31 protein-coding genes and 1 pseudogene are annotated in these 23,705 nt (G+C 63.3%); 14 read left to right on the top strand and 18 right to left on the bottom strand.

Annotation, left to right across the window (positions count from 1 at the left end):
- The 3 genes from FHS81_RS16260 to trbB are packed head-to-tail and all read right to left on the bottom strand — an operon-like array spanning position 1 to position 1,606.
- Entirely contained in the window at positions 1–282 is a 282-nt protein-coding gene (locus FHS81_RS16260) for a VirB3 family type IV secretion system protein (protein WP_012092657.1), read from the bottom strand.
- Entirely contained in the window at positions 282–611 is a 330-nt protein-coding gene (locus tag FHS81_RS16255; protein WP_012092656.1) for a TrbC/VirB2 family type IV secretion system protein, read from the bottom strand. Before FHS81_RS16255 ends, FHS81_RS16260 begins: the two co-directional genes overlap by 1 nt.
- Positions 608–1,606, bottom strand: a complete 999-nt coding sequence (trbB, locus tag FHS81_RS16250) for a P-type conjugative transfer ATPase TrbB (protein WP_012092655.1) — start codon at positions 1,604–1,606, stop codon at positions 608–610. The genes FHS81_RS16255 and trbB overlap by 4 nt, the downstream gene beginning before the upstream one ends.
- 428 nt (positions 1,607–2,034) lie before the next feature.
- Between trbB and FHS81_RS16245 the strand changes: the two genes are divergently transcribed.
- Both FHS81_RS16245 and FHS81_RS16240 read left to right on the top strand, forming a co-directional pair.
- Positions 2,035–2,400: an ArsR/SmtB family transcription factor gene (locus tag FHS81_RS16245; protein WP_012092654.1), complete on the top strand. Its 366-nt coding sequence runs from the start codon at positions 2,035–2,037 to the stop codon at positions 2,398–2,400.
- A gap of 8 nt (positions 2,401–2,408) precedes the next feature.
- The gene (locus FHS81_RS16240) at positions 2,409–3,344 is read left to right on the top strand and encodes a bile acid:sodium symporter family protein (RefSeq protein ID WP_183754646.1); all 936 of its coding nucleotides are present in this window, start codon (positions 2,409–2,411) and stop codon (positions 3,342–3,344) included.
- A gap of 7 nt (positions 3,345–3,351) precedes the next feature.
- Here FHS81_RS16240 and FHS81_RS16235 read toward each other — a convergent pair whose 3' ends face one another.
- Positions 3,352–3,768 (bottom strand): MerR family transcriptional regulator, encoded by a 417-nt coding sequence (locus FHS81_RS16235; RefSeq protein WP_012092652.1) that lies wholly within the window; start codon positions 3,766–3,768, stop codon positions 3,352–3,354.
- Positions 3,769–3,834: 66 nt separating this feature from the next.
- On the opposite strand from FHS81_RS16235, the gene FHS81_RS16230 reads away from it, so the two are divergent.
- From FHS81_RS16230 to lspA, 6 genes are all read left to right on the top strand, one after another.
- A complete protein-coding gene (locus FHS81_RS16230; protein WP_028034401.1) occupies positions 3,835–5,967 on the top strand; it encodes a heavy metal translocating P-type ATPase in 2,133 nt (710 codons plus the stop codon).
- Positions 5,968–6,033: 66 nt separating this feature from the next.
- Positions 6,034–6,651, top strand: a complete 618-nt coding sequence (locus FHS81_RS16225; protein WP_012092650.1) for a cation efflux transmembrane domain-containing protein — start codon at positions 6,034–6,036, stop codon at positions 6,649–6,651.
- Positions 6,644–7,147, top strand: a complete 504-nt coding sequence (locus FHS81_RS16220) for a copper chaperone PCu(A)C (RefSeq protein WP_028034400.1) — start codon at positions 6,644–6,646, stop codon at positions 7,145–7,147. Before FHS81_RS16225 ends, FHS81_RS16220 begins: the two co-directional genes overlap by 8 nt.
- Positions 7,144–7,764, top strand: coding sequence for an SCO family protein (locus tag FHS81_RS16215; RefSeq protein WP_012092648.1), 621 nt, complete (start codon positions 7,144–7,146; stop codon positions 7,762–7,764). The genes FHS81_RS16220 and FHS81_RS16215 overlap by 4 nt, the downstream gene beginning before the upstream one ends.
- Positions 7,764–8,507: a cytochrome c biogenesis CcdA family protein gene (locus FHS81_RS16210; RefSeq protein WP_012092647.1), complete on the top strand. Its 744-nt coding sequence runs from the start codon at positions 7,764–7,766 to the stop codon at positions 8,505–8,507. Before FHS81_RS16215 ends, FHS81_RS16210 begins: the two co-directional genes overlap by 1 nt.
- 25 nt (positions 8,508–8,532) lie before the next feature.
- Positions 8,533–8,997 carry a signal peptidase II gene (lspA, locus tag FHS81_RS16205; RefSeq protein WP_012092646.1) on the top strand — a complete coding sequence of 155 codons (465 nt, stop codon included), beginning with the start codon at positions 8,533–8,535 and terminating at the stop codon, positions 8,995–8,997.
- Positions 8,998–9,102: 105 nt separating this feature from the next.
- Here the strand turns inward: lspA and FHS81_RS16200 are convergent, their stop codons facing one another.
- Entirely contained in the window at positions 9,103–9,600 is a 498-nt protein-coding gene (locus FHS81_RS16200) for a DUF6428 family protein (RefSeq protein ID WP_012092645.1), read from the bottom strand.
- Positions 9,601–9,646: 46 nt separating this feature from the next.
- Between FHS81_RS16200 and FHS81_RS16195 the strand changes: the two genes are divergently transcribed.
- The 6 genes from FHS81_RS16195 to FHS81_RS16170 are packed head-to-tail and all read left to right on the top strand — an operon-like array spanning position 9,647 to position 14,033.
- Positions 9,647–10,006: an ArsR/SmtB family transcription factor gene (locus tag FHS81_RS16195; protein ID WP_012092644.1), complete on the top strand. Its 360-nt coding sequence runs from the start codon at positions 9,647–9,649 to the stop codon at positions 10,004–10,006.
- A gap of 4 nt (positions 10,007–10,010) precedes the next feature.
- On the top strand, positions 10,011–10,547 hold the full coding sequence (locus FHS81_RS16190; protein WP_034658503.1) for an arsenate reductase ArsC: 537 nt from the start codon (positions 10,011–10,013) through the stop codon (positions 10,545–10,547).
- A gap of 8 nt (positions 10,548–10,555) precedes the next feature.
- Complete coding sequence (arsC, locus tag FHS81_RS16185; protein ID WP_012092642.1) at positions 10,556–10,981, top strand: arsenate reductase (glutaredoxin); 426 nt, start codon at positions 10,556–10,558, stop codon at positions 10,979–10,981.
- Positions 10,982–11,008: 27 nt separating this feature from the next.
- Positions 11,009–12,097, top strand: coding sequence for an ACR3 family arsenite efflux transporter (gene arsB / locus FHS81_RS16180; RefSeq protein ID WP_012092641.1), 1,089 nt, complete (start codon positions 11,009–11,011; stop codon positions 12,095–12,097).
- Positions 12,094–12,810 carry an arsenical resistance protein ArsH gene (gene arsH / locus FHS81_RS16175; RefSeq protein ID WP_012092640.1) on the top strand — a complete coding sequence of 239 codons (717 nt, stop codon included), beginning with the start codon at positions 12,094–12,096 and terminating at the stop codon, positions 12,808–12,810. The genes arsB and arsH overlap by 4 nt, the downstream gene beginning before the upstream one ends.
- 26 nt (positions 12,811–12,836) lie before the next feature.
- Positions 12,837–14,033, top strand: a complete 1,197-nt coding sequence (locus tag FHS81_RS16170; protein WP_210281783.1) for an MFS transporter — start codon at positions 12,837–12,839, stop codon at positions 14,031–14,033.
- Between the two features lie 152 nt (positions 14,034–14,185).
- Here FHS81_RS16170 and FHS81_RS16165 read toward each other — a convergent pair whose 3' ends face one another.
- From FHS81_RS16165 to FHS81_RS18770, 13 genes and pseudogenes are all read right to left on the bottom strand, one after another.
- Complete coding sequence (locus tag FHS81_RS16165) at positions 14,186–14,761, bottom strand: hypothetical protein (protein WP_028034399.1); 576 nt, start codon at positions 14,759–14,761, stop codon at positions 14,186–14,188.
- Entirely contained in the window at positions 14,754–15,038 is a 285-nt protein-coding gene (locus FHS81_RS16160) for an EF-hand domain-containing protein (protein ID WP_036749074.1), read from the bottom strand. The genes FHS81_RS16165 and FHS81_RS16160 overlap by 8 nt, the downstream gene beginning before the upstream one ends.
- Positions 15,039–15,178: 140 nt before the next feature.
- The gene (locus FHS81_RS16155; protein WP_012092637.1) at positions 15,179–15,628 is read right to left on the bottom strand and encodes a ribbon-helix-helix domain-containing protein; all 450 of its coding nucleotides are present in this window, start codon (positions 15,626–15,628) and stop codon (positions 15,179–15,181) included.
- Between the two features lie 4 nt (positions 15,629–15,632).
- The gene (locus FHS81_RS16150; protein WP_012092636.1) at positions 15,633–17,618 is read right to left on the bottom strand and encodes a conjugal transfer protein TraG; all 1,986 of its coding nucleotides are present in this window, start codon (positions 17,616–17,618) and stop codon (positions 15,633–15,635) included.
- A gap of 24 nt (positions 17,619–17,642) precedes the next feature.
- A complete protein-coding gene (locus tag FHS81_RS16145) occupies positions 17,643–19,382 on the bottom strand; it encodes a relaxase/mobilization nuclease domain-containing protein (protein ID WP_037092212.1) in 1,740 nt (579 codons plus the stop codon).
- Positions 19,383–19,625: 243 nt separating this feature from the next.
- A complete protein-coding gene (locus FHS81_RS16140) occupies positions 19,626–20,390 on the bottom strand; it encodes a lytic transglycosylase domain-containing protein (protein WP_210251061.1) in 765 nt (254 codons plus the stop codon).
- 2 nt (positions 20,391–20,392) lie between these two features.
- Positions 20,393–20,728 (bottom strand): DUF736 domain-containing protein, encoded by a 336-nt coding sequence (locus FHS81_RS16135; protein ID WP_037092213.1) that lies wholly within the window; start codon positions 20,726–20,728, stop codon positions 20,393–20,395.
- Between the two features lie 67 nt (positions 20,729–20,795).
- Positions 20,796–21,341, bottom strand: a complete 546-nt coding sequence (locus FHS81_RS16130) for a S26 family signal peptidase (protein WP_037092214.1) — start codon at positions 21,339–21,341, stop codon at positions 20,796–20,798.
- Complete coding sequence (locus FHS81_RS16125) at positions 21,338–21,823, bottom strand: DUF2840 domain-containing protein (protein ID WP_037092215.1); 486 nt, start codon at positions 21,821–21,823, stop codon at positions 21,338–21,340. Before FHS81_RS16125 ends, FHS81_RS16130 begins: the two co-directional genes overlap by 4 nt.
- On the bottom strand, positions 21,820–22,074 hold the full coding sequence (locus tag FHS81_RS16120; RefSeq protein ID WP_037092216.1) for a hypothetical protein: 255 nt from the start codon (positions 22,072–22,074) through the stop codon (positions 21,820–21,822). The genes FHS81_RS16125 and FHS81_RS16120 overlap by 4 nt, the downstream gene beginning before the upstream one ends.
- Entirely contained in the window at positions 22,071–22,814 is a 744-nt protein-coding gene (locus tag FHS81_RS16115) for a DNA-methyltransferase (RefSeq protein WP_183754642.1), read from the bottom strand. The genes FHS81_RS16120 and FHS81_RS16115 overlap by 4 nt, the downstream gene beginning before the upstream one ends.
- Positions 22,811–23,464, bottom strand: a complete 654-nt coding sequence (gene parA, locus FHS81_RS16110; protein WP_037092218.1) for a ParA family partition ATPase — start codon at positions 23,462–23,464, stop codon at positions 22,811–22,813. Before parA ends, FHS81_RS16115 begins: the two co-directional genes overlap by 4 nt.
- Positions 23,461–23,705: pseudogene (locus FHS81_RS18770) on the bottom strand (hypothetical protein); the annotation flags it as partial. The gene parA and the pseudogene FHS81_RS18770, both read right to left, overlap by 4 nt.

The following is a 23,705-nucleotide window of genomic DNA, read 5'->3' as shown; positions in this document are numbered from 1 at the left end:
TCACACCGAAAGATGACCGGGGATGCGGAGGTGGCGGCGCGCGACCTCGACGAAGAGCGGATCGCGCTTGGCGGCCCAGACGGCGGCGATGTGACCGACGGCCCAGATCAGGATGCCGGCCAGCCAGAGCTGGAGGCCGAGGCCCACGGCTCCGGCCAGCGTGCCATTGAGGATCGCGACGGAGCGTGGCGCTCCGCCAAGCAGGATCGGTTCGGTCAGGGCGCGGTGAACCGGCACACTGAATCCCGGAACCGCGTCGAGCGCCTCGAAACTCACCGCCATCAGACCAGCGCTCCGCCGCCGAAGCTGAAGAACGAGAGGAAGAAGCTGGACGCCGCGAAGGCGATGGAGATACCGAAGACGATCTGGATGAGGCGACGGAAGCCGCCGCCGGTATCGCCGAATGCGAGCGTCAGGCCGGTGACGATGATGATGATCACTGCCACGATCTTGGCCACCGGGCCTTCGACGGATTCAAGGATGGATTGCAGCGGCGCTTCCCAGGGCATGGAGGAGCCAGACGCTTGGGCGGGGGCAGTCATCAGGCTCGCCCAGGTGAAGGCGGCGGCGGTCGCCAGATGATGACGGATACGAACGGCGCAACGGATCATGCAGGTTCTCCTGGAACGTGAGGGATTGAGGTGTCGGGAAAAGCGAGGGAAATCCGGTAATCGCCGTCGGGGCCGAGCCCTTCGACGCAGGCAAGTTCGGCCAGCCGGCGCGCGGAGCCGCGGCCAGCGAGGACGGCCACGAGGTCGATGGTCTCCGCGATCATCGCGCGCGGCACAGTGACGACGGCTTCCTGGATGAGTTGTTCGAGGCGGCGCAGGGCGCCGATGCCGGAACCAGCATGGATGGTGCCGATGCCGCCCGGATGGCCGGTGCCCCAGGCTTTGAGGAGATCGAGCGCCTCGGCGCCGCGCACCTCACCGATCGGAATGCGGTCCGGACGCAGGCGCAGCGAAGACCGCACCAGTTCCGACAAGGTGGCGACACCATCCTTGGTGCGCATCGCCACGAGATTCGACGCTGCGCATTGCAGTTCGCGGGTGTCCTCGATGATGACGACCCGATCCTGCGTCTTCGCCACCTCGGCGAGCAGCGCATTGGTCAGCGTCGTTTTACCGGTGGACGTGCCGCCTGCGACAAGGATGTTGGCGCGGGACGCGACGGCCGCGCGGAGCGTTTCCGCCTGATCGGCGGACATGATGCCGGCGGCCACATAGTCGTCTAGCGTGAATACTGCGACCGCGGGCTTGCGGATGGCGAAGGCGGGTGCGGACACGACCGGCGGCAGCAACCCCTCGAAGCGCTCGCCGGTTTCGGGCAGTTCGGCCGAGACGCGCGGGCTGCGCGCATGGACTTCGACGCCGACATGGTGGGCGACCAGCCGCACGATGCGCTCACCGTCAGCGGCGGACAGTATTTCGCCCGTATCGGCCAACCCTTCGGACAGCCGGTCCACCCAGATGCGTCCGTCCGGGTTCAGCATGACCTCGACGACAGACGGGTCTTGCAGCAGGGTTGAGATGGCAGGCCCGAGCGCTGTCCGGAGCATGCGCGCGCCGCGGTCCACATTTGCCTGTTTGTGGTTGATGCCTGGCATCTCGTCCCCGTTCCACCGGGGAGGCGAGAGACGATCCCCGGATGGGGATCACTAAAAGAGACACAAAACAGGTCGTTTCAACAAGTTTCGGTCGTCGTAGTAGTGTGGGATAAAATTACAGGAGAACGGCGGTGTGCCTGACCAGTCGGATGATCTGCAGGCACACCGGCATGCTCTCGACTGATTCGACCGGCCCGTGGCGTCAGGCCGCCTCGCCGGGACCGAGCCGACGTTCGCCCCAGGTGGTCCGCTCTCGGAAATCATGTCGCAAGTGGCTTAGCACTTGCGATAAAGTCTTGTGAAACGAATAGCCGCGACTTTCCGGGTGCAGCCGATCTATTGCGGGTTTCAGGAATTGCGCGAGATTGAGGCGCGCGCGCTCCATCTATAAGCAATAATTTCAACAAAACATGAAACGTTGAAATGATATGGACGAAAACGACGCGCTCGCGGGCTTCGCCGCGCTCTCTCACAAGGACCGCTTGCGGATAATCCGCATGTTGGTCGTCGCGGGGGCTGACGGCATGGCCGCTGGTGCCATCGCCGGCGCGCTCGATGATGCGCCGCCGTCGCGCGTCTCCTTCCATCTCAAGGAACTGGAGCGTGCCGGACTCGTGCAGGGGCGGCGAGATGGCAAGTCGATCATCTACAGCGCCAACTGGCCGGCGCTCTCCGATCTCGTCGCCTTCCTCATGCACGACTGCTGCCAAGGTCACTGCAAATATTGCGATCAAGCGATTGCCCTGTTCGCGAAATGCGAGGGCCGCCCAACCGGTACGATCCGCTGCGAATAGGACTGCCGATGCAGAAAGCCCTCGCCTTTGTTGAAAACAATCTCCTGCTGCTGGCCGTTGTAACGGCCGCGCTTGGCCTGCTCGTCCCTTCGCTCGGCATGGTCCTTGAAAGCGGCATAAGCCCGCTTCTGGCATTGCTGATGCTGGTCATCAGCCTGACATTCGACGCTCACGCCGTGAAGCTGGTTTTCCGGAAGCCGAGCCGGCAGCTTTGGGCGCTTGGCCTCGTCTATGGTCCCATGTCGCTCGCCGGATGGCTCACCGGGCGGCTGTTCTTCGGCTCTGGGCCGCTGGCCGCCGGTCAAACCCTTGTCGGCACTCTGCCGACTGACGTTTCCGCTCCGTTGCTGGTCCTGCTCGCACGCGGCAATGTCGCCCTCGCGGCGGTCCTCAATGCGGTCAACACAGTGCTTTCGCCCTTCATCGTGCCGATCCTGTTCCTGCTTCTCACCGGAATCGAGCTGCAAGTTCCCATCGGGGCGATCATCATGGAATTAGTGCTGATCGTGGTGCTGCCGACCGTGATCGGGGTCTACCTACCCACGCGATACCCGGAAGCGGTCGGCCGACACGATGGCCTCTATCCCTCTCTTGGTTCGGTGCTCTACCTGCTCCTGCTTCTGGCGGTCGTGGGTCCAAACGCCGAAACAATCCTCGGCTATGGCTGGTTCGCCCTCCTAATCGCGCTGGCCGCGCTCACGCTGAACCTGATCGGCTATGCGGTCGGGTCCATCGCAAAAGTCTTTGTGGCCGACCGGCAAGAGCTGATCGCCTACCTGTTCACGGTGAGCAAAAAGGAGTTCTCCATTGCGGCGGCGTTCGTAGCGGCGTCCGGGTTGCCCTCGGAAATCGCCGTGCCTGCCGCCTTCTTCGCTGTGATCCAGATGATTACGTCACCGATCGCCGCAAAGATTTTGGCATCGAGAGGCCCGGCGCTGCGGTGAGCAGTCATTAGGTTCTGGCTGGCAGCGGAGACAGGCTCTCTATTATCCTACAATCTGCGACCAGCCCGCATCCACACTGGTCTATCATCCTGTCCAGTTCCGACTTGAGCGCAGTTAGGTCTTCGATTTTTCGCTCGACTTCCTTCCGGTGCTCCTTTGCAATCGCATCAATCGCCGCGCAGGACTGCGAACGATCGTCGGCCAGCTTGAGAAACTCCCTGATCTGATCGAGCGAGAAACCAAGCTCGCGCGCACGCCTGATGAAGCTGAGGCGGTTGAGGTGGCCCGGCTCATATGCACGGTAGTTGCCATCGGTACGCGAGGGTGCGGGCAGGAGACCGTTCTTCTCGTAGAACCGGATCGTCTCGACCTTGGTCCCCGTTCGTCTAGCCAATTGGCCGATCATCAGAATTCTGTCGTTCATCTCTTGACCCTATAGTTACTACAGGGTCTATCTACAATGTCACATCGGGAAAGTCGAGGTGACATCATGGCGGCAGCGAGCCCTTACAGACTGCGTGTAGAAGGCATGGACTGCGCCTCCTGCGCGTTGAAAATTGAAACGGTGATGCAACGCCTGCCGGGCGTTAGCGACATTCATGTCAGCTACGCCAACGAGACGCTCGCATTGCAACTGGATGAGGACCGTACGGCTCTCGGCACCATTGAGCAAAAGATCCGAGCGCTCGGCTACACACCAGTGATCGAGCAGACCGAGGCAAAGGCGAGCCCACCTCGGAAACGCAGCACGGAGGCGTGGTGGAAAGGCAGCAAGGGTCGGCTTGTGCTCCTTACCGGCGCGTTGTTCATCCTTGCCTTCGCCCTCGCGCGTGTCCTGCCCGAATCGGAGCAATGGCTATACTCGGGCGCTGCATTGATCAGCATCATCCCGTTCGCGAGGCGGGCGGTCGCCGGCGCGATGTCCGGCTCCCCCTTCACCATCGAGACGCTGATGACGGTCGCGGCACTCGGCGCGGTCGCCATCGGCGAGGCCGAAGAAGCTGCTGTCGTGATCTTTCTGTTCGCAGTGGGCGAATTGCTTGAAACCGTGGCGGCCGGCCGTGCGCGCGCTGGCATTGAAGCACTGATCGATCTCGTGCCTCGGGCCGCGTTCCGCGAGCGTGATGGTGTTGTTGAGAAGGTCGCCGCAGAAGATCTGGCCGTCGGTGATGTTGTCGTTGTTCGGCCTGGTGACCGTGTGCCGTCTGACGGCACGGTGATTGACGGCGTTTCTGAGGTCGATGAGGCCCCGGTGACAGGCGAATCCGTGCCCGTGCTGAAAGAAGCCGGCGCAAACGTCTATGCCGGCAGCATCAATGCAAATGGCGAGTTGCGGGTGTCGATCAGCCATGTCGCGGCCGACAACACCATCGCCCGTATCATCCACATGGTCGAGGAAGCCCAGGAATCAAAGGCCCCGACGGCGCGTATGATCGACCGTTTCAGCCGCTGGTACACGCCGGGCGCGATGGTCGTCGCGGCTCTGATCGTTGTCGTGCCGCCGCTCGCCTTCGGCGGTGACTGGATGACATGGGTGTATCGGGGTCTCGCGACGTTGCTGATTGCTTGTCCCTGCGCGCTCGTGATTTCCACACCGGCGGCTATTGCTTCGGGTCTTGCCGCCGGTGCGCGTCAGGGACTGTTGATCAAGGGCGGCGCGACGCTGGAAACACTTGGCAAGGTCGTAACCGTTGCCTTCGACAAGACGGGAACGCTGACGCGTGGCCACCCCCAGGTGACGGACATTGTGCCGATCAATGGTGATGAGAACTCCGTCCTTGCCATCGCGGCGGCCGTCGAGCGCAGCACCAGCCATCCTCTCGGGATTGCAATCGTGGAGGCGGCAAAGGTGCGGGGGCTCGAACTGCCCGCCACCTTCGGGGGCGGCGTTGCCACACCCGGCAAAGCGGTCACAGCGCGGTTGAAGGACGGCTTCGCTTCGGTCGGGTCTCCCCGTCACGCCGCCGAACAAACGGGCCTCGAAGAGAGCATCGTTGACACGATCACCGGGCTGGAGAGCCAGGGCAAGACGGTCGTCGTGCTCATCAAGGGCAAGACCATCGAGGGATTGATCGCCTTGCGCGACGAGCCGCGCGACGACGCTATCGAAGGTGTGAAGCGGCTGACAGATCGCGGCGTGCGCCCTCTGATGCTGACCGGCGACAACAAGCGCACGGCCGACGCCATTGCGGCTCATCTCGGCCTTGAGGCGAGCGCCGAACTTCTGCCCGACGCCAAGCTCGCCGAGATCGGCCGCCTCAGGGCTGATGGACCGATTGCCATGGTGGGAGACGGTATCAACGACGCTCCGGCGCTCGCTGCTGCCTCCGTTGGCGTTGCCATGGGTGCGGGCACCGACGTCGCGCTGGAAACCGCTGATGCCGCGCTGCTCAGAAACCGGGTGACGGGTATCGCTGATCTCATCGGATTGTCGCAGGCGACGCTCGGCAATATCTGGCAGAACATCGCAATAGCGCTTGGTCTGAAGGCTGTCTTCCTCGTGACGACTCTATTCGGCATTACCACGCTCTGGATGGCCATCCTCGCCGATACGGGCGCTACTGTCCTCGTTACGGCCAATGCGCTGCGCCTGCTGACCTGGCGCGGCACCCGCGACAAATGAGCTTGAACAGTGCGCACATGCAGGTCGCGGCTTCCACTTCTCGCCAAGAAAGCCGAGGTATAATTTATGAGTAATCAGTCCCAGGGCAGTGCCAATTCATCCGAGAAGAGCGAACAATGGGCGCTCGCATGGGTACTTGCGATTAATACTGCCCAGGCAGCCATTGTGGGAGGATTAGGTTGGTGGGCTCAGTCAACAGGATTGATGGGCTCTGCACTCGATAATCTTGGCGATGCCGGTGTCTACGCCATCAGCCTTTTCGTCGTAGGTCGCGGTTTGGCGGCGAAGGTTCGCGTTGCGCGGCTGTCGGGTATGCTCCTGATAGTATTCGCCGGTTTGCTTCTGTTTGAGGTTGGCCGACGCTTCTTCACTGGCTCCGATCCGATCGGGCCGGTCATGATCGCCGTGGCAATCGCGAGCGCGCTTACGAATATGATCTGCATGTGGTTCCTGAAATCACATCGGGAAAGTGGCGTGCATCTGCAAGCCTCATGGATATTCACGACAAACGATATGCTCGTGAACTCGGCGATCGCTGTTTCTGGTCTTGCAGTAATTCTTTTCAATTCGCCTTATCCGGATCTGATCATTGGCTTGGGTGTGGTTGTAGTCGTTGTCAGAAGCGGCTTCGAAATCCTTGAGAAGGCCGGCGAAGCTGGAAAAGGAGAAAAGGAACATGACTAGTTTGCGAGCCCTATCCGCCGCCTTCCTTGCCCTTGCAGTGTCGATCTCTCCTGCTGTGGGTCACGACTTCCAAGCTGGTTCGATCACCATCAATCACCCGTGGTCACGCGCGACTCCGCCGGTCACGCCGGTAGCCGGCGGCTATCTGACGCTGACAAACGATGGCGATATGGCCGATCGCCTGGTTTCAATCTCATCACCTCTGTCAGACCGGGTGGAAATCCATGAGTCGACCGTGAGCGATGGGGTTGCCAGCATGAGGCCTGTGCAAAATGGCATCGAAATTGGAGCTGGCGAGACCGTCGAGCTTCAACCTGGCGGTATGCACATCATGTTCTTGAAGCCATCGCGCCCTTTGAAGGATGGGGAGCGGTTTGCCGCGACTCTTGTGTTCGAGCAGGCCGGTGCGATCGACGTTGAGTTCGTTGTGCAGAACATGGGCGCTCGTCCGGAATCTGCGAACGAACATGACGGACACGGAGAGGCTGTCCAATGAGCGGCGTCAAACTTTTCCGCCTTGTTGCATGGGTTGCCGTCGCCGCTGTCGGCGGGCTTTTCATCGGCCTGTCCGTATCCAAGCCTTGGCAACAGCAAACCGTGGCGGTCGCGTCCTCGACAGGCACGGCAGCCATCGGCGGCCCGTTCCAGCTCACATCCCATCGAGGCGAAACGATCGACAATGCTGCGCTGGCCGGAAAGCCTTATCTCGCCTTCTTCGGCTTCACCCATTGTCCCGATGTGTGCCCGACGACGCTCTATGAACTGAGCGATCTCATGAACGAGCTCGGGCCGGTGGCCGACCAGTTCAACGTCCTGTTCTTCACCGTCGATCCCGAACGGGACACACAAGAATTGCTGGCTCAGTACATGACAGCCTTTGATAACCGCATCCTCGCACTGCGGGGAAATCGACAGGAAACGGACGCTGTGGTGAAGGCCTTTGCGGCCTATGCGCGAAAAGTGCCTCTGGAAGGGGGCGAATACACAATGGATCATACCGCCGGCGTTTACCTGATGGATGCCGAGAGCCAATTCGTCGGCACGCTCGACATGCACGAGCCGCGTGAGATTCGATTGCAGAAGCTCCGCCGCCTGGCGGGCGAGATTGGCTGATGGAGTTCTCCAGTATCGGAATAGCGACGGCTTTCGCCGCAGGTGTCGTATCCTTCCTGTCGCCCTGCGTCCTTCCGCTGGTGCCGGGCTATATCTCCTACGTCGCAGGCCGCACGATTAGCCCGGATGGCACTGCGGCCGATGCCGAATTCAAGGCGGCAAGCCGAACTCTCGGCCTCAGCCTCTGCTTCGTGCTCGGCTTTACGACCGTGTTCGTCCTCCTTGGGGCCAGCGCAACCGTGTTGAGCCGGCTCCTGCGCATGTATCTTTTCGAAGCGAACCTGATCGGAGGCGTAATCGTCGTCCTCTTCGGTCTGTTCACGACAGGCCTCGTACCAATGCCCTGGCTCAATCGTGAAGCGCGGTTCCATGCCAATCCGGGCAGCGGAAGCGCCGGCGCGGCTTATCTCCTCGGTCTCGCTTTCGCGTTCGGCTGGACTCCCTGCATCGGACCAGTGCTGGGCGCGATTCTGACCCTGTCCGCCGCCAACGCCACGGTCGCAAGCGGAACGACGCTGCTCGCCGTCTACTCGCTCGGCCTTGGCCTCCCTTTCATCTTGGCCGCTTTGTTCATGCGCGGGTTCATGGCGCGGATGATGTCGATGCGCCGTACTGGCCGGGTGCTCAAAATCGTCGCTGGTGGGGTGATGGTGGTGATGGGCATCGCCATGATCACCGGCCATCTAACCAGCTTTGCGATATGGCTGCTCCAGACTTTCCCGGCCCTCGGCCGGATCGGCTAAGCCGGAGTTTAAAGGACATTTGGACATGCTCAGGCTCGGCCTTCCCATCGCCCTTGGCGGATTTTTCCTTGATCAGGCGACGAAGTGGTGGGTCCTGAACCATGTTATGAACCCGCCTCAGGTCATCCCCGTCACCGGCTTCTTTAATCTCGTGCTCGGCTTCAATACCGGCGTGAGCTTCGGATTGTTCGGCCAGGCGCCGGCTTGGCTCCTGATGGCGTTCACGCTCGCTATAGTCGCTGGCCTCCTTGTCTGGATCCATCGAAGCGACAGCCGCCTGACGGCATCCGCCCTCGGGCTCGTGGTTGGGGGGGCGCTCGGCAATCTGCTCGACCGGCTGCGGCAGGGTGCGGTGGCGGATTTCCTGGATTTTTACATTGGCAGCTATCATTGGCCCGCCTTCAACCTTGCCGACGTGGCGATTGTCTGTGGGGTCGGGCTTTTGCTGGTGGAGAGCGTTCTGGCACGAGGCAAAACAAAGGCTGCATGAACAGAAGTCCTCGCCAGCTATCCGAAACTATCGCCGCAAAATTCCCGGAACCTGCAACGTAGCGGGCTTTAGAAGTAGTGCGACATGGCAATGGCTCGGGCGGGCTTAGCCGCAGCAGGCAGACGCTCTCGTCTGCTGCGCGCGATGCCTCGGCTTGCAGATTGCGGGGCGCGGGCTGAGACGCACAATCGTCCGGTCTTTCTCGATCTCGATTCCGGCCCCGTCATAGACCTGCATCGGCTCACCGGGCCGGCTCACCTCCCATGTCAACCGCGCGTCCGTGTCAAGCTGGACCCTGCTGCCGACCTTTCCCAAGATTGACCGGAACTTGGCGACGGTCATCGGCATGCTGCCTTCGGTCGGGGGAATATCCTCGACCTGCAAGACCGTCTCCCGCCACGCATCGGGATTGCCGCCGCAATCGAGCGTGACGAAGGAACCGGCCTTGACCTCCGTGATGTGATAGCCGGCCTGCACCTGCTGCCCGTCGCCATAGGCGAGCACAAGAACCTTGTCGGCATGGCCCTCCAAAATATCGAGGATCGCCCCGAGCGAGGCAACATCAGGAAATTCTGTGATTAAGGGGCTGGCGTAAGCGTTCATGTCCGTGTATCCATGATTCAACTACTCTTGAGATGTTGAGGCATACATGAACGAAAAGCAAGCCCTCTCTGCCTTCGCGGCGCTCTCGCAGGAAACCCGGCTGCGCATCGTGCGCCTGCTGGTGACGGCCGGCCCGGAAGGGATGCCGGCCGGCGCGATCGGGGAAGCGATGGACGGCGCATCGTCGTCGCGCATGTCCTTCCACCTGAGCCACCTTGAACAAGCCGACCTCATCGAGTCGCGGCGCGACGGGCGCTCGATCATCTACAGCGCCTCCTATCCGGCGCTGTCCGGCCTGCTCGAATTTCTCATGCGCGATTGCTGCCAAGGCCACCCGGACGTGTGCAACCCGGCAGTCGCCGCGCTGTCCTGCTGCAAACCGACGAAAGGCGTCACCCATGCCTGAGCCTATGGCCAATCACTCCGATAGAATCTTCAACGTGCTGTTTCTTTGCACCGGAAATTCCGCCCGCTCGATCCTTGCCGAAAGCATCTTGAACAAGGATGGTGCGGGTCGCTTCCGGGCCTATTCGGCTGGAAGCCAGCCCAAAGGCGAAGTGAACCCGCTCGCCCTGAAGGTACTCGAAAGCTACGACTACCCGGCTGAAGGCTTCCGATCGAAAGGATGGGAAGAATTCTCCGGCCCCGACGCGCCGGTGATGGATTTCGTGTTCACCGTCTGCGACAACGCGGCCGGCGAAGCCTGTCCGGTCTGGCCGGGCCAGCCGATGACCGCGCATTGGGGTATCGAAGACCCCGCCACCGTCGAGGGCACCGAGATTCAGCGCATGGCGGCTTTTGTCACGGCGTTTCGCTACATGAAAACCCGGATTTCGGTCTTCGTGGCCTTGCCCGTCGCCAGCCTCGATAAATCGTCGCTCAATATGAAGCTCAACGAAATCGGTCAATCCGAAGGGGCAGCCTCGCCCCGCTCTGGCGCGGCGTGAGGCAATCCATGGATGTCATTGTCTACCACAATCCCGATTGCGGCACCTCGCGCAATACGCTCGGCCTGATCCGCAATTCCGGCGTCGAGCCGCATATCATCGAATATCTGAAAACCCCGCCCTCACGGGCGCTGCTCGCGCAACTCATCGAGCGCGCCAGCCTGACGGCCCGCTCGATCTTGCGGGAGAAAGGAACGCCCTATGCCGACCTCGGCCTTGGCGATCCAGAATTGAGCGATGACGCATTGCTCGACGCCATGATGGCGCACCCGATCCTCATCAATCGCCCCCTCGTCGTCACCCCCCAAGGGGTCAAGCTCTGCCGACCGTCCGAAGCCGTTCTTGATCTGCTGCCCCCACAACGGGGCGAGTTCGTCAAAGAGGATGGCGAGCGGATCATTGACGAACATGGACGGCGCGTTGCTTCCGCCTGACTTTCAGCCTGCGATTGGAGAATACTGATGGCTTCCCTCAAGCCAGCTTCCCGCCTTGGTTTCCTCGACCGCTATCTGACGGTGTGGATTTTCGCCGCGATGGCACTCGGCGTCGTGCTGGGCACGATATTCACCGGCTTGCCGGAAGCTCTCAACGCCATGTCGGTCGGCACCACCAACATACCGATCGCCATCGGCCTGATCCTGATGATGTATCCGCCGCTCGCCAAGGTGCGCTACGAAGAACTGCACCGGGTCTTTTCCGACAAGCGAGTGCTGATCCTTTCGCTGGTACAAAACTGGATCATCGGCCCGACGCTGATGTTCGCGCTGGCCGTGATCTTCCTGCGCGACCACCCGGAATACATGACAGGACTGATCCTGATCGGACTCGCCCGCTGCATCGCTATGGTGCTGGTCTGGAACCAACTCGCGCGCGGCGACAATCAATATGTCGCCGGTCTGGTTGCCTTCAACTCGATATTCCAGATTCTGTTCTTCTCCACCTATGCGTGGTTTTTCCTTTCCGTCTTGCCACCCCTCTTCGGCCTTGAGGGCAGCGTCATAGACGTGAGCTTCTGGACCATTACCGAAGCGGTGCTGATCTATCTCGGCATTCCCTTCCTCGCCGGGTTCCTGACGCGCCGCATCCTCATCGCTCGCAAAGGCGCGGGCTGGTATGAGCACGAATTTCTGCCGCGCATCAGCCCCATAACGCTAGCCGCGCTGCTGTTCACCATTGTCGCCATGTTCAGCCTCAAGGGCGCGGACGTGGTGTCGCTGCCTCTCGATGTCCTGCGCATAGCCATTCCCCTGGCGCTTTATTTCGTCATCCAGTTCCTCATCAGCTTCGCGATGGGCCGGCTGATCGAGGCGGATTATCCGCGCACCACGGCCATCGCCTTCACCGCTGCCGGCAATAATTTCGAGTTGGCCATCGCGGTCGCCATCGCGGCATTCGGTCTCGCATCGCCGGTGGCCTTCGCCGCCGTCATCGGCCCGCTCGTGGAAGTGCCCGCACTGATCCTGCTCGTTCATGTCGCGCTCAGGCTCGGCGCGAAGTGGTTTCCCGAGAAAGGGACGCCCGTTGCCGTTCCGGCCGAGGCCAAGCCATGACGGTTTCCGACCTTCCTAATGTGGTCCGCGCGGTGCTCGACAGCCCATCGGCTGAACGCCTACGAACGACGCCCTCTGCTCATCCGCCGCGCATTCTCCTGCTCTACGGCTCGTTGCGTGAACGCTCCTATAGCAAGCTGCTCACGCTCGAAGCCGAACGGCTCCTCAACCACTTCGGCGCGGAAACCCGTGTGTTCGATCCGCACGGCCTGCCGCTGCCTGATGGTGCGCCCGTTGATCATCCGAAGGTGCAGGAGCTTCGGAAACTTTCGGAATGGTCCGAAGGGCAGGTCTGGACCAGCCCCGAACGTCACGGTGCCATGAGCGGAGTCCTCAAGGCGCAAATCGACTGGATACCGCTCGCGGTTGGCGCAGTTCGCCCCACCCAGGGCCGCACATTGGCCGTGATGCAAGTCTCTGGCGGCTCGCAGAGTTTCAACGCCGTCAACCAACTTCGCGTCCTCGGCCGCTGGATGCGGATGATCACCATCCCCAACCAGTCCTCGGTCGCCAAGGCATATCAGGAGTTCGACGAAGCGGGTCGAATGAAGCCTTCATCCTATTACGACCGGGTGGTCGATGTGATGGAGGAACTGGTGAAGTTCACGCTTCTGACCCGCGACGTCGCTCCTTACCTCACCGACCGCTACAGCGAGCGCAAGGAAACCGCCCAAAAGCTGGAAGAGCGTATGGCGCTCAAGCGCGTCCGGTGACGACAAACCTGCCGGCTCAAACGGGCCTGTCTCCCGACGCGAGAAGGTGGCCCGTCATCTCCGCGCTCGGCATCGTACAGATATTTGCATGGGGCAGCTCCTATTACCTGCTCGCCGTTCTCGCCGCCCCGATCGCGGCCGATACGGGTTGGCCGCTTTCATGGATCGTCGGCGCTCTCTCCATTGGCCTGCTCGCGGCCGGCGTCGTTTCCCCGCGCGTGGGTGACGCCATTGGCCAGCACGGCGGGCGTCCCATCCTTGCTCTGGCTTGCCTGCTGTTCGCTGCCGGCCTCGTCATCCTTGCGGCTGCGCCGTCCCTATGGGTATTCGTCGCCGGATGGATCGTGCTCGGTATCGGCATGGGGGCCGGCCTTTATGATGCGGCATTTGCCACGCTCGGGGGCTATTATGGCCGTTCCGCGCGATCCGCCATCACTACACTGACCTTGTGGGGCGGCTTCGTAAGCACGGTCTGCTGGCCGCTCTCGGCCTTGTTTCTGGAGCATCTGGGATGGCGCGGGGCCTGCATGGCCTATGCCGGCATTCATCTCGCGATCTGCCTGCCGCTCGTGCTGCTGGTCCTTCCGAGCAACGGCAAGCCCAGGCCGATCGGTGGCAAAGACCAAGCTCCTGCGATCAAGCTGCGCGACCATGAGCGCCGGGCCTATCTGATCATGATGGCGATCGTGGTGCTGGCCGGATTGGGCGTCACCATCATATCGGTGCATCTGCTGACCCTGTTGCAGCAACGCGGGCTGTCGCTGGGCGAAGCTGTAGCCCTCGGCGCGCTGATAGGCCCGGCCCAAGTCGCCGGCCGAATTGGCGAAATGGCGAGCGGGGGGAGGCATCATCCCTTCTGGACACTCGCGGCCGCCTCCGTCCTGAGCGCGGCAGGGGTGACGATGCTCGCGGCAGGTTTTCTCATCATCGGCCTGTCGCTCATCCTCTACGGGGCCGGCAATGGCATCTTCTCGATCGCCAAGGGTGCGCTCCCGCTCGCCCTGTTCGGACCTTCCCGCTATGCGCCGATCATGGGGCGGCTTGCCCGGCCCAGTCTCGTCGCCCAAGCTGCCGGCCCAACCGTGGGTGCGATCCTGCTTTCGGTCGGGGGCACCGATCAAACTCTTGTGGCGCTGGCAGCTCTCGCCATCGCCAATCTCGCCCTCGTCGCGCTGTTATGGGGGCCGATCAAAGGAGAAGCGGGAAGCAACGATAAGTTTTGAGAAGCCGTCACGAAGATCCCTGATTTTTGTAGCAGGTCAGGCCAACGTTGAATTTTCAGGGGAATTTCTGTCGCAAATGTCGCGTGCGAAAGTCAAAATTGTGCGACTGATTTTTGCGACACGTCGCGGCCCGGAATCCGGGCCGCAATGGATTACCGCTCTTCCCGCTGCTGTGGTGCTGGACCGATTGTAGCGGGTTCCCCTTCGATGATGCGGATCGGCACGCCCAAAGCAGCCGAAAGGGATGCTTCGCTGCCACCGGCAAGCTCTGTTCCGGGGAGAACCGTAAGAACCACATATCCGGTGCGCTCATCGACATATCCGCCGTAGCCATCGGGAAGAACGCGCGTAATCATCTGGCGGTCATCCAACGCGGCGACCAGTTGATCGACGGTATGGGATGCGCCTGTCAGGACTTCGACACGCACCCGATCTTCGCCCAATTGGTACTGAAGCGTGCCCGCATCCCGGTCTCCCGTTAGCCTGACGACGACATGGAAATCGGGCTCGCGCTCGATGAAGATACCGGCGATACGGTCGCGGAAACGCTCCTGTAGGGCGGCCGAAAGCGGGCCGGTGTCCGGCTCCATCTCATGCGAGGGGATTTCAGGAACATAGTTCTCAGGCAACCCGGCCGGTCTGGCGGACGTGGGCGCCTCCGCGCCTGCCACGGATGCTGCCGCGACAAACACCGTTGCGCCAAAAGCCCCCGCCCATACCCTATTCATTTGTGGTTTTGCCGCGTGCTTCGAAGAGCGCGGCCTTGTCTTCCGCGGGGCTGATGAAACCGTCGCCATCGGTGTCGATCTGGTCGAAGACTTCATCGGTCATGTTCGGATTCCCGGCTTTCGCCTCTTCCCGGCTCAGCTTGCCGTCGCCATCCGTGTCGCCCGCGTCCCATTCGGCCTGCCATGCGGCTTCGTCAAAATCTGCGGGCGGTTCCGTCTGGGCGAAGGCAGGGACGGCGAGACCGATGGCGAACAGGCTGGCAATGGCAAGTCTCAAGGCTGTTCCTCCAAAGTCGAGTGAATATACAGCCATCACCTTAGGATAATTCGCGAAAATCCCAAAGACCGCGACAGTCGCGAAGGCCGCTTCCGGCGGATCCTTGTTACTGCTCAGCCAACCGGGAGCGGGAACTCGTGTCAACGACTAAGGCGGCCAAATTCAACTCTCTGATCCGTCACATCCTCCGACACCTCCTGCCGCAGCTTCGGTCCCTGTGCGAGGCGGCGACCGAGCGCGGTGATGAACGCCTCGTATCGCTCCGCTGATTTGGCCTTCGCGGCCTTTGCCGCCGGCTCAGGCAAGGCCGGTGTGGTGTTGACCCAGAAGCGGATGAAGACCGCCAGGCTTTCGACGGCGATGCCGACGTCTCGTTCAAGCCGGTCCATGCGGCGATCGAGTCGATCGAGGCGCTTGGCGATTATCGCCTCTCGGCGTTCGGCATCGTCGGGAGACAGGAATGAGGCGATGGCCGCCTCGCCGATCATCGACTGCGACCGGTCCCGCCGCGCGGCAAACTCGGTCAGGGCTTTTTCGACATCGGGGTCCAGATAGACGGTGAGTTTTTTCTTCTTCCGGAGATTGGCCATGGCGCTACAGCTCCATGCCGTCGTTCGGGTCCATGGCAACCTGCCGGGCAATGCCCTGCACCTGGCGGATCATGCGCCGATTTTGCATGGCCTCTTCCTCAACTTCATCGGGCGGCGCGATCTCGAATTCGTTCTCGAGGGGCTTTTTCTTCTCCACGGGCTTTACGCGGCTGAGTTCAGGCTGCAATCGGCGTTCGGATTCGGTCGGATCTTCGTCATTGGTTCTCTGGTCGCCGTGATCCGTGGCGCCTTCCGGTCGCGCCGGGATCGGAAGCTTGGTCCAGTCGTCGGGCCGCGTTTCTTCGGGACCTTTCAATTCAGGCGGTGACAGAACGCGCTCGCGAAACCGGGCGTCCTCGTAATAGCGCGCCTTCGTCGCCCGGATCGGGGGGATGCCCGCCACCATGACGATCTCCTCATGTGGGGGAAGCTGCATGATCTCGCCCGGCGTCAGCAACTGGCGCGCGGTTTCCGAGCGCGAGACCATAAGGTGCCCGAGCCAGGGCGACAGGCGATGGCCGGCATAGTTCTTCATCGCCTTCATCTCGGTGGCGGTGCCGAGCGCATCCGACACCCGTTTCGCCGTGCGCTCGTCGTTGGTGGCGAAGCTGACGCGGACATGGCAGTTGTCGAGGATCGAGTTGTTCGGCCCGTAGGCTTTCTCGATCTGGTTCAGCGACTGCGCGATCAGGAATGATTTCAGACCGTAGCCGGCCATGAAAGCCAGCGCGGTCTCGAAGAAATCGAGCCTGCCCAGCGCCGGAAACTCGTCCAGCATCAGAAGGAGCCGATGCCGCCCGGCGTTCGCCTGCAGGTCTTCGGTCAGGCGACGGCCGATCTGATTGAGCAGCAATCGCATCAGCGGCTTGGTGCGGTTGATGTCGGAGGGCGGCACGACGAGGTAAAGCGTGACCGGCTGATCGCCTCCCACAATATCGCTGATGCGCCAGTCGGAGCGGCGTGTGACTTCGGCCACGACCGGATCGCGATACAGGCCGAGAAACGACATCGCCGTCGACAACACGCCGCTGCGCTCGTTCTCGGACTTGTTGCGCAGCTCGCGCGCGGCGCTGGCAACGACCGGGTGCGGCCCCGCTTCGCCCAGATGCGCGGTCTTCATCATGGCGCGCAACGTGGAATCCACCGGGCGCTTCGGATCGGACAGGAATTTGGCCACACCTGCCAGGGTCTTGTCGGGTTCGGCGTAAAGCACATGCAGGATGGCGCCCACCAGCAGCGAATGGCTGGTCTTTTCCCAATGGTTGCGCTTGTCGAGACTGCCTTCCGGATCGACGAGGATGTCGGCGATGTTCTGGACGTCGCGCACCTCCCACTCGCCGCGGCGCACTTCCAGCAGCGGATTGTAGGCCGAGGATTTCGGGTTGGTCGGGTCGAAGAGCAGCACGCGGCCGTGCTGCGAGCGGAAGCCGGAGGTGAGCTGCCAGTTCTCACCCTTGATGTCGTGGACGATGGCCGACCCCGGCCAGGTCAGCAGCGACGGGACGACGAGGCCGACGCCTTTGCCCGAACGTGTCGGGGCAAAGCACAGGACATGCTCCGGCCCGTCATGGCGTAGATAGTCCTTCTCGTAACGGCCGAGAACAACACCATCGGGATCGAGCAGGCCCGCCGCCTTGATCTCTCCTTTCCCGGCCCATCGCGCCGAGCCATAGGTGGCGACGTTTTTCGCCTCGCGCGCCCGCCAGACCGACATGCCGATGGCGACGGCAATGGCGATGAAGCCGCCCGATGCCGCGATGATCCCGCCCTTGGCGAAGATCGGCGGCGCATAGGCTTCGTAGAAATACCACCACCAGAAGATCGCGGGCGGATAATAGATCGGCACGCCGAACATCACGAACCAGGGCGGCCCGAGTTGCGCCTGATAACCGAGGCTCGAGGCGACATACTGGGTCGCGCCCCAGGTGGTGGCGAGGATGATGAGGAAGACGATGGTGATCTGTCCCCAGAGGATCTTGGTCGCGGACATTGCGATGGTCCTTTCTGGTTGAGGCTAAAGGCCGAGGGAGCGCTTGCGCCCGAAGTCCCAATCTACGCCGCCATCATCGCGGGCTACGCCGGAGACGTGACGGCCGATCTGTTTTTCGAGAGAGGGCGACCAGGGCACGAGCTGGAAGCCGAGGCCGTCGTCGATCATGGCGAAGCGGCCGGAGGCGAGCGCGAAACGCTGGCGATAGGAGCCGGCGACATATTCGCCGCTGGCTGCGCGCTCGAAGGACATGCCGGTCTCGGTTGCGAGCTTCTCGCCGAGGTTGTCGAGTTCGCGTTGGCGCAAGGTGCTGAGCAGCCGGCGCGCGAAGACGACGCGACCGCCCTGCCGCTCGGCAAAGCCCTCGCCGATCAGATGTTCAGCGCGTTCGTCCAGAGCCTGACGGACCTCAGCGCCGAAACCGCTGTCCGACAGCGCGATCGGATCGCGGGCGATGGCCTGCCGGTCGAGCCAGGTCGCGCCCGAGGCGCCGACTTGCGCACCAAGATCGAGATCGGCGCGGACGGCGAGCGCGACGCGGCGCTGCCCCTGCGGGTCCTCCCAGGATCGCAACTCGACGATGGAACCGGGCGGACTGTCGCCGGCGGCGTCGAGATGCGGCAGCTTGATGTGATGGGTCCGCCCGTCGGTGCCGTCGACCACGGCATAAGCGGTGCCCTTCAACTCGTCGTCGAGGCCGCGCTCGACCAGGCGGCCGATGACGGGAACGTCAAGGCTTTCGCCGGCGAGGACATAGCTGGCCGAGCCGCGTTCGATGCCGCGTTCGGTCAGGGCACGGTGCATGCGCTTGATGATGTCGCCGCGCTCGCCCAGTTCACGCAGGACCGCTTCGGCTTCGGGCTTGATGAACCATTGCGAGAGGCCGATCTCTTCGGCAAGCCCGCGGATTTCAAGGGTTCGCAGCCGCCCCACCTTCAGAGTATGAAACTCGTCCGGCTGGCGGTCGGGAAGCGGGGCAAGGTCGATGATGCCGGACTTGCCGGCGTCGCGCACAAGCTGCCGGTCGAGCTGCGTCCAGCGTTCCGCCTCGACCTGCCGCTCCAGATTGCGGTGGATCTCCAGATCGGTGCGGGGCCCGAGTTCCTGCGTGACCAGATCCTGCGCACGGGCGCGCATGCCCTCCTTGATGTAGTCGCGGGAAATCACCAGGTCCTGGCCATCGTCGGTGCGGCCGCGCAGGATGATATGGATATGGGGATTGTCGGTGTTCCAGTGATCGACGGCGACCCAATCGAGGCGCGTGCCGAGATCCTTCTCCATCTGCCCCATCAGCTCGCGGGCGTGATCCTTCAGATTGGCCATGTCCACCGCGTCTTCGGGCGAGACGATGAAGCGGAAATGATGCCTGTCGTCCTGGCACTTTTCCGCGAAAGCGCCGACATCCATGTCGTCCCTTTCCGGGCCGAACATCCGCGCCTTTTCCCCGTCGCGGGTCACGCCATCGCGGCGCAGATAATTAAGGTGTGCGCCGAGCGGAGCCGAGCGTGCCGTTTGGCGAACCACGCGGGTCTTGATGACGGCGATGCGCGAGCGTCCGGTGAGAAGCCGGTTGGCCTGGATGCTGGCGCGCTGACCGCGCCCGAAGCGTGAGCGGTTGCCCGAGGTGATCTTGCCGGAGCGCGAGACGCGTCCGCCGGCTTTCTGGGCGGCGGCGAGCGCCTGGGCGACAAAGGGCCTCGCCTGTTGCGCGCGGGTCGAGCGGATACGGCCCGGACGGATGCGGAACTCGTTGTCATCGGACATGGGGCGCCCCCGCACGGTGCAAATCATCAAGGAAAATCAGGAAGAGGAGCGCGCAGCGCACGGTGCGCGCCAGCGCCGCACGGTGCGGGACGCGCCGGAAACCTGAACAAAAACAACCGCCCGCCACAGCCGCACCGTGCGGCCTTTTATCTCGCCATCCTTCGGTCGTGGTGCCTGCCGCCACCGCCCGCACCCTCCATGATGCGCCGGAGCCCGATGCAGTGCGAGAAACCGCGGAGCCGCTCATGGCCGGTCCCCACCGGCATTGCGGGCGACGAAGAGGCCCTCCGGCTGCAAGGCCGTGAGGGCGTCGGGTGTCGCCGGAAGGGGCGAAGGGACGTCATTCGGCGCGCGATCGGGCAACGCCGGATCGGCGGCGGAAGCATCATTTTCGCGGACCACAAAGATCGCCGCCTCACGCCAGTCGAGCGGCCAGGGCGCAACGGAAGCGGAGCCCGAAGGCGCTTCGCCGAGCAGAGCCGGCGCAAGCGAAGCGACATAGGCGCGCGTCTCGGCCGGCAGCGGACGATCTGCCAGGCGGTATTGGTCGTAGCGGCCGGGACCGGCATTGTAGGCCGCCAGCATCGCGGCGACATTGCCGTAGCGGTCCCACATCTCGCGCAGATAGGCCGTGCCCGCGAGGATGTTGTCGCGCGGATCATAGGGGTCGCGACCTAAGCGATAGCGGATGCGCAGTTCCGCCCAGGTATCGGGCATGACCTGCATCAGGCCCATTGCGCCCGCCGAGGAAACGGCGCGCACATCGCCCGCGCTTTCCGCCCGCATGACTGCGGCGATCCATATCGCCGGGATGCCGAAACGCTGCGATGCCTCAGTGATATGCGCGGCGTGCGGATGCGCGGCGCCCCCGCGATCCGGCACGGCGGTCTGCGCCAGAGCGGGCGACGTCGCGATTGCTGAGCTGAAGAGGCCGGAAAGAAGAAGGAGGAGAATGCGGCGATGGACGCCGCATCTCCCGGTGGCGGGGCGAGGACAGGAAGTGTTCATGATCATTCCTGGTCGTCGCGCTTCTTCTGGCGGGTCCAGTGCAGGCCCCAGTCGCGGCCGTCTTCGTCCGACTGGAACAGGCGGGCGCGGATCGGCTGCTCGAAGACGGGATCATCGAGGAGCACGGAGATGAAGGTACCCGCGCGTTCGCCGGAGTGTTTCCAGCCCGCGCCGACTTCCGGCCCGTTATCATCTCCGAGGTGAATGCGATAGGCGGGCGCGTTCTCGGCATCCGTGTTCTCGGTGGGAACGAATGTCAGTTCGACGTCGAGCGAGAGCGTGCGCACACGCCCGGAATAGCCGGACGGGGTGCGGGTGAATTGCCCGATCTGTGGCATTGAAGGTTCCTTTCCTACGCGGTGGAGAAGACGCGGGCCGTTCGCACGCCCCGCTATGGACGCGCCGTCACCGCATCGGCGCGCGCCAGACGAAGCGGCCGTCGCCATCCTCGTCGGTGAAAAGCGGGGTGGCCCGGCCGATCACCGCCGCGGCGGAGAACGGGCCGAAGTAGCGGCCGTCGAGGCTGTCGGCAGCTTCGAGGTTCATGAGGAAAAGTTCGCCGTCGGCGATCACCCGGCAGCCCCGCCAGACCGGCAGGTCGCGGCCACGGCTGTCGCGGTCGCGGGCCTCGCCGAGCGGAACGTCGTCCACCGTGATGGCTCGGCCGTCGCGGCACACCCGCTGACCCGGCAGACCGACGACGTGCTTCAGGATTGGCACGTCACGGCCGACATAGCCGCGTTCGACCATGAAGGAGGCGAACGGTTCGGGCGGCATGACGGCGACGAGATCCGGCACCTCGATCCGTTCTGCCGGGGATACCGTGTAGAAGCCGACCGGCACGCTGGCCGATGCGTTCCAGACCAGCCTTGGCGCGGTCGGAACAAGTCCGGCAATGGCGATGCCGAGCGTGGCCGCGGCCGTCACGATGACATAGCCGGAGCGGTTCATTCCCCGATCTCCCGGCGCCGGAGCCATGCCAGATGGCGCTTGGTCGTGTAGGGACGCGGGATCTCGCCTGCGTTCATCCAGTGGGCGACATGGCGCCAGTGATCGGGATCGGCCTCGGCGGGATCGACGCCGAGCGTCTCGATGCCGTCGACATGGCGGAGCACGTCCTCGACCTTCGGCCAGCTTTCGACCTTCAGCAGGATTTCGCCGCCGGGGCGCACGAAGGGCAGCGTCTGATAGGCGCAGCCGGGCGCGACGGTTCGCACGATGTCGATCCGCGAGATCACGGTGCCGTAGTCGTTCGCCGCCCAGCGGACGAATGCGAAGACGGCGCCGGGACGGAAGGAAACGATGCGGCGGTTGCGGTCGAGAATCTGTGTTCCCGCCTCGTGGCCGAACCTGATCCAGTATTCGATCTTCTTTTCCACCCACGTCAGCTCCACGCGGGTCAGATCATCTTCATGGGCTGCGGCGCCGATCATGAGCGCTCTCCTGATGTGTCGGGAAATTCGCGCGCGAGCAATTCGCGCAGCATGTCGGTGACGGTGCCGCCGCGCCTGATCGCAGCGATCTTGATCCGCCCGCGAAGCTCGGGCGTGATGTCGATCGTCAGGCGGGCGGAATAGACCGCGGCATCGCCGCTGCGTTCCGGCGGCGTGTCACCGGCCCGGATCCAACCATCGGGATCGACCGGACGGGCGGCAAAGCCGCGCTTCCCGTTGCGCTCCGTCATGACGAAGCTCCGTCATGGAACGGCAGCACGGCGGCGATGCGCGCCCGCGCCCGCTCGGCCATGTCGGGGTCGATCTCGCAGCCGAGATAGCGCCGGCCGGAAAGCCGGCAGGCTTCCCCGGCCGCACCAGAGCCCGCGAACCAATCGCCGACCAGCCCGCCTTCCGGGCAACTCGTGCGGATCAGGATTTCCAGCAGCGCCGACGGTTTCTCGGTCGGATGGATCGCGCGGCCGTGGCAGTTGCGCAGGTAGATGACCGACCGCATGAGGCGCGGCCCACCGTCATGGCTGACATAATGGCCAGCGTCGATCTGGCCGGTATGGGGAGGACGTTGCTTGCGGCGAACCGTCCGCGCGGTGGCGTCGGGCGTGGTCTGGACGTCGTTGTAGATGTCACGCCAGGCGGTCTCTGCCGGATAAACCTGGACGGCCAGCTCATGCACCCGCTTGAAGCGGTCGGCATGAAATCCGGTGCCGTTCTGCTTTTCCCAGACGATCTCCTGCGCGATCCGCAAGCCGGCATCGGCGAAGCGGTCGGCCGTCGCCATGAAGCTGCGCAGCGAGCCGAAGACCCAGAGCGAGCCGGTCGGCCTGAGGGCGGCGCGCGCCAGCGCGACCCAGCCCTCGACGCGCCGATCCCAGGCGAGCGAAGTGTCGCCATAGGGCGGATCGGCGATGATCATGTCGTAGGGTGCGTGCCAGGGCATTTCTTCGCGGCAGTCGCCGGTGAGAACGCTCATCGTGCGGCCCTCCCGATGCCCAGCCCTTCGATCTCGGCGGTGAGCGCGGCGATCTCACGGGCGGCAGGAGATTGGCGGTCGATCTCGCTGGCGAGCCGCCCGGACTGCGCGGCGTCGGCGAAGACGACGCGCTGACCGATGGTGCTGGCGAGCAGCGGAGGATCGTGGTCCGCCAGCGTCTCGGCCGTCTCGCGGGCAATGACGGTGCGGGCGCCACAGCGGTTGAGAACGAAGCGGGCGACGAGTTGCGGGCGATAGATACGCGCCTCCGCCAGGAGGGCGAGCATCTCGGCCGAGGCCCAGCCGTCGAACGGCGATGGCTGCACCGGGATCAGCACGAGATCGGCGGCGAGCAGCGCGGAGCGCATGAGGCCGGCGACGCGCGGAGGCCCATCGATGACGATATGATCGGCATCGCGGGCGAGTTCGGGGGCCTCACGGTGCAGCGTATCGCGCACCAGGCCGACCGTGCCGAAGGCACGCGGCAGGCCCTCACGCGCGCGTTGCTGCGACCAGTCGAGGGCAGAGCCTTGCGGATCGGCGTCGATCAGGGTGACGCGCTTGCCGCCCCGCGCCAGTTCTCCAGCGAGATGCAGCGCCAGCGTCGTCTTGCCGACGCCGCCCTTCTGGTTGAGGAGAGAGATGATCATCGGCGTCCTCCCCTCGGATCGACAGGAGTTCGGGCAGTCTCGGAGGCGGTAGATTCAGGGGAGTCGGTTGTTTCTGAAGCCGTCTGGCGCGCGGATGGCGCGACCCATGCGCTCTTCTTCGCAGCTATGCTGAGGCTTCTGGCGGTGTCGCGGATGAGGTTGTCGTTTTTCCAGGTTTCGTGAATCGGCGTGAGAGCGGACATGAGTCCGAACAATGGCTTGCGCGCATAGATGTGGTTCC

This window comes from Pseudochelatococcus contaminans (genome assembly GCF_014195635.1).
Lineage (GTDB): Bacteria > Pseudomonadota > Alphaproteobacteria > Rhizobiales > Beijerinckiaceae > Pseudochelatococcus > Pseudochelatococcus contaminans.
This window is presented reverse-complemented; position numbering and strand designations above follow the sequence as displayed.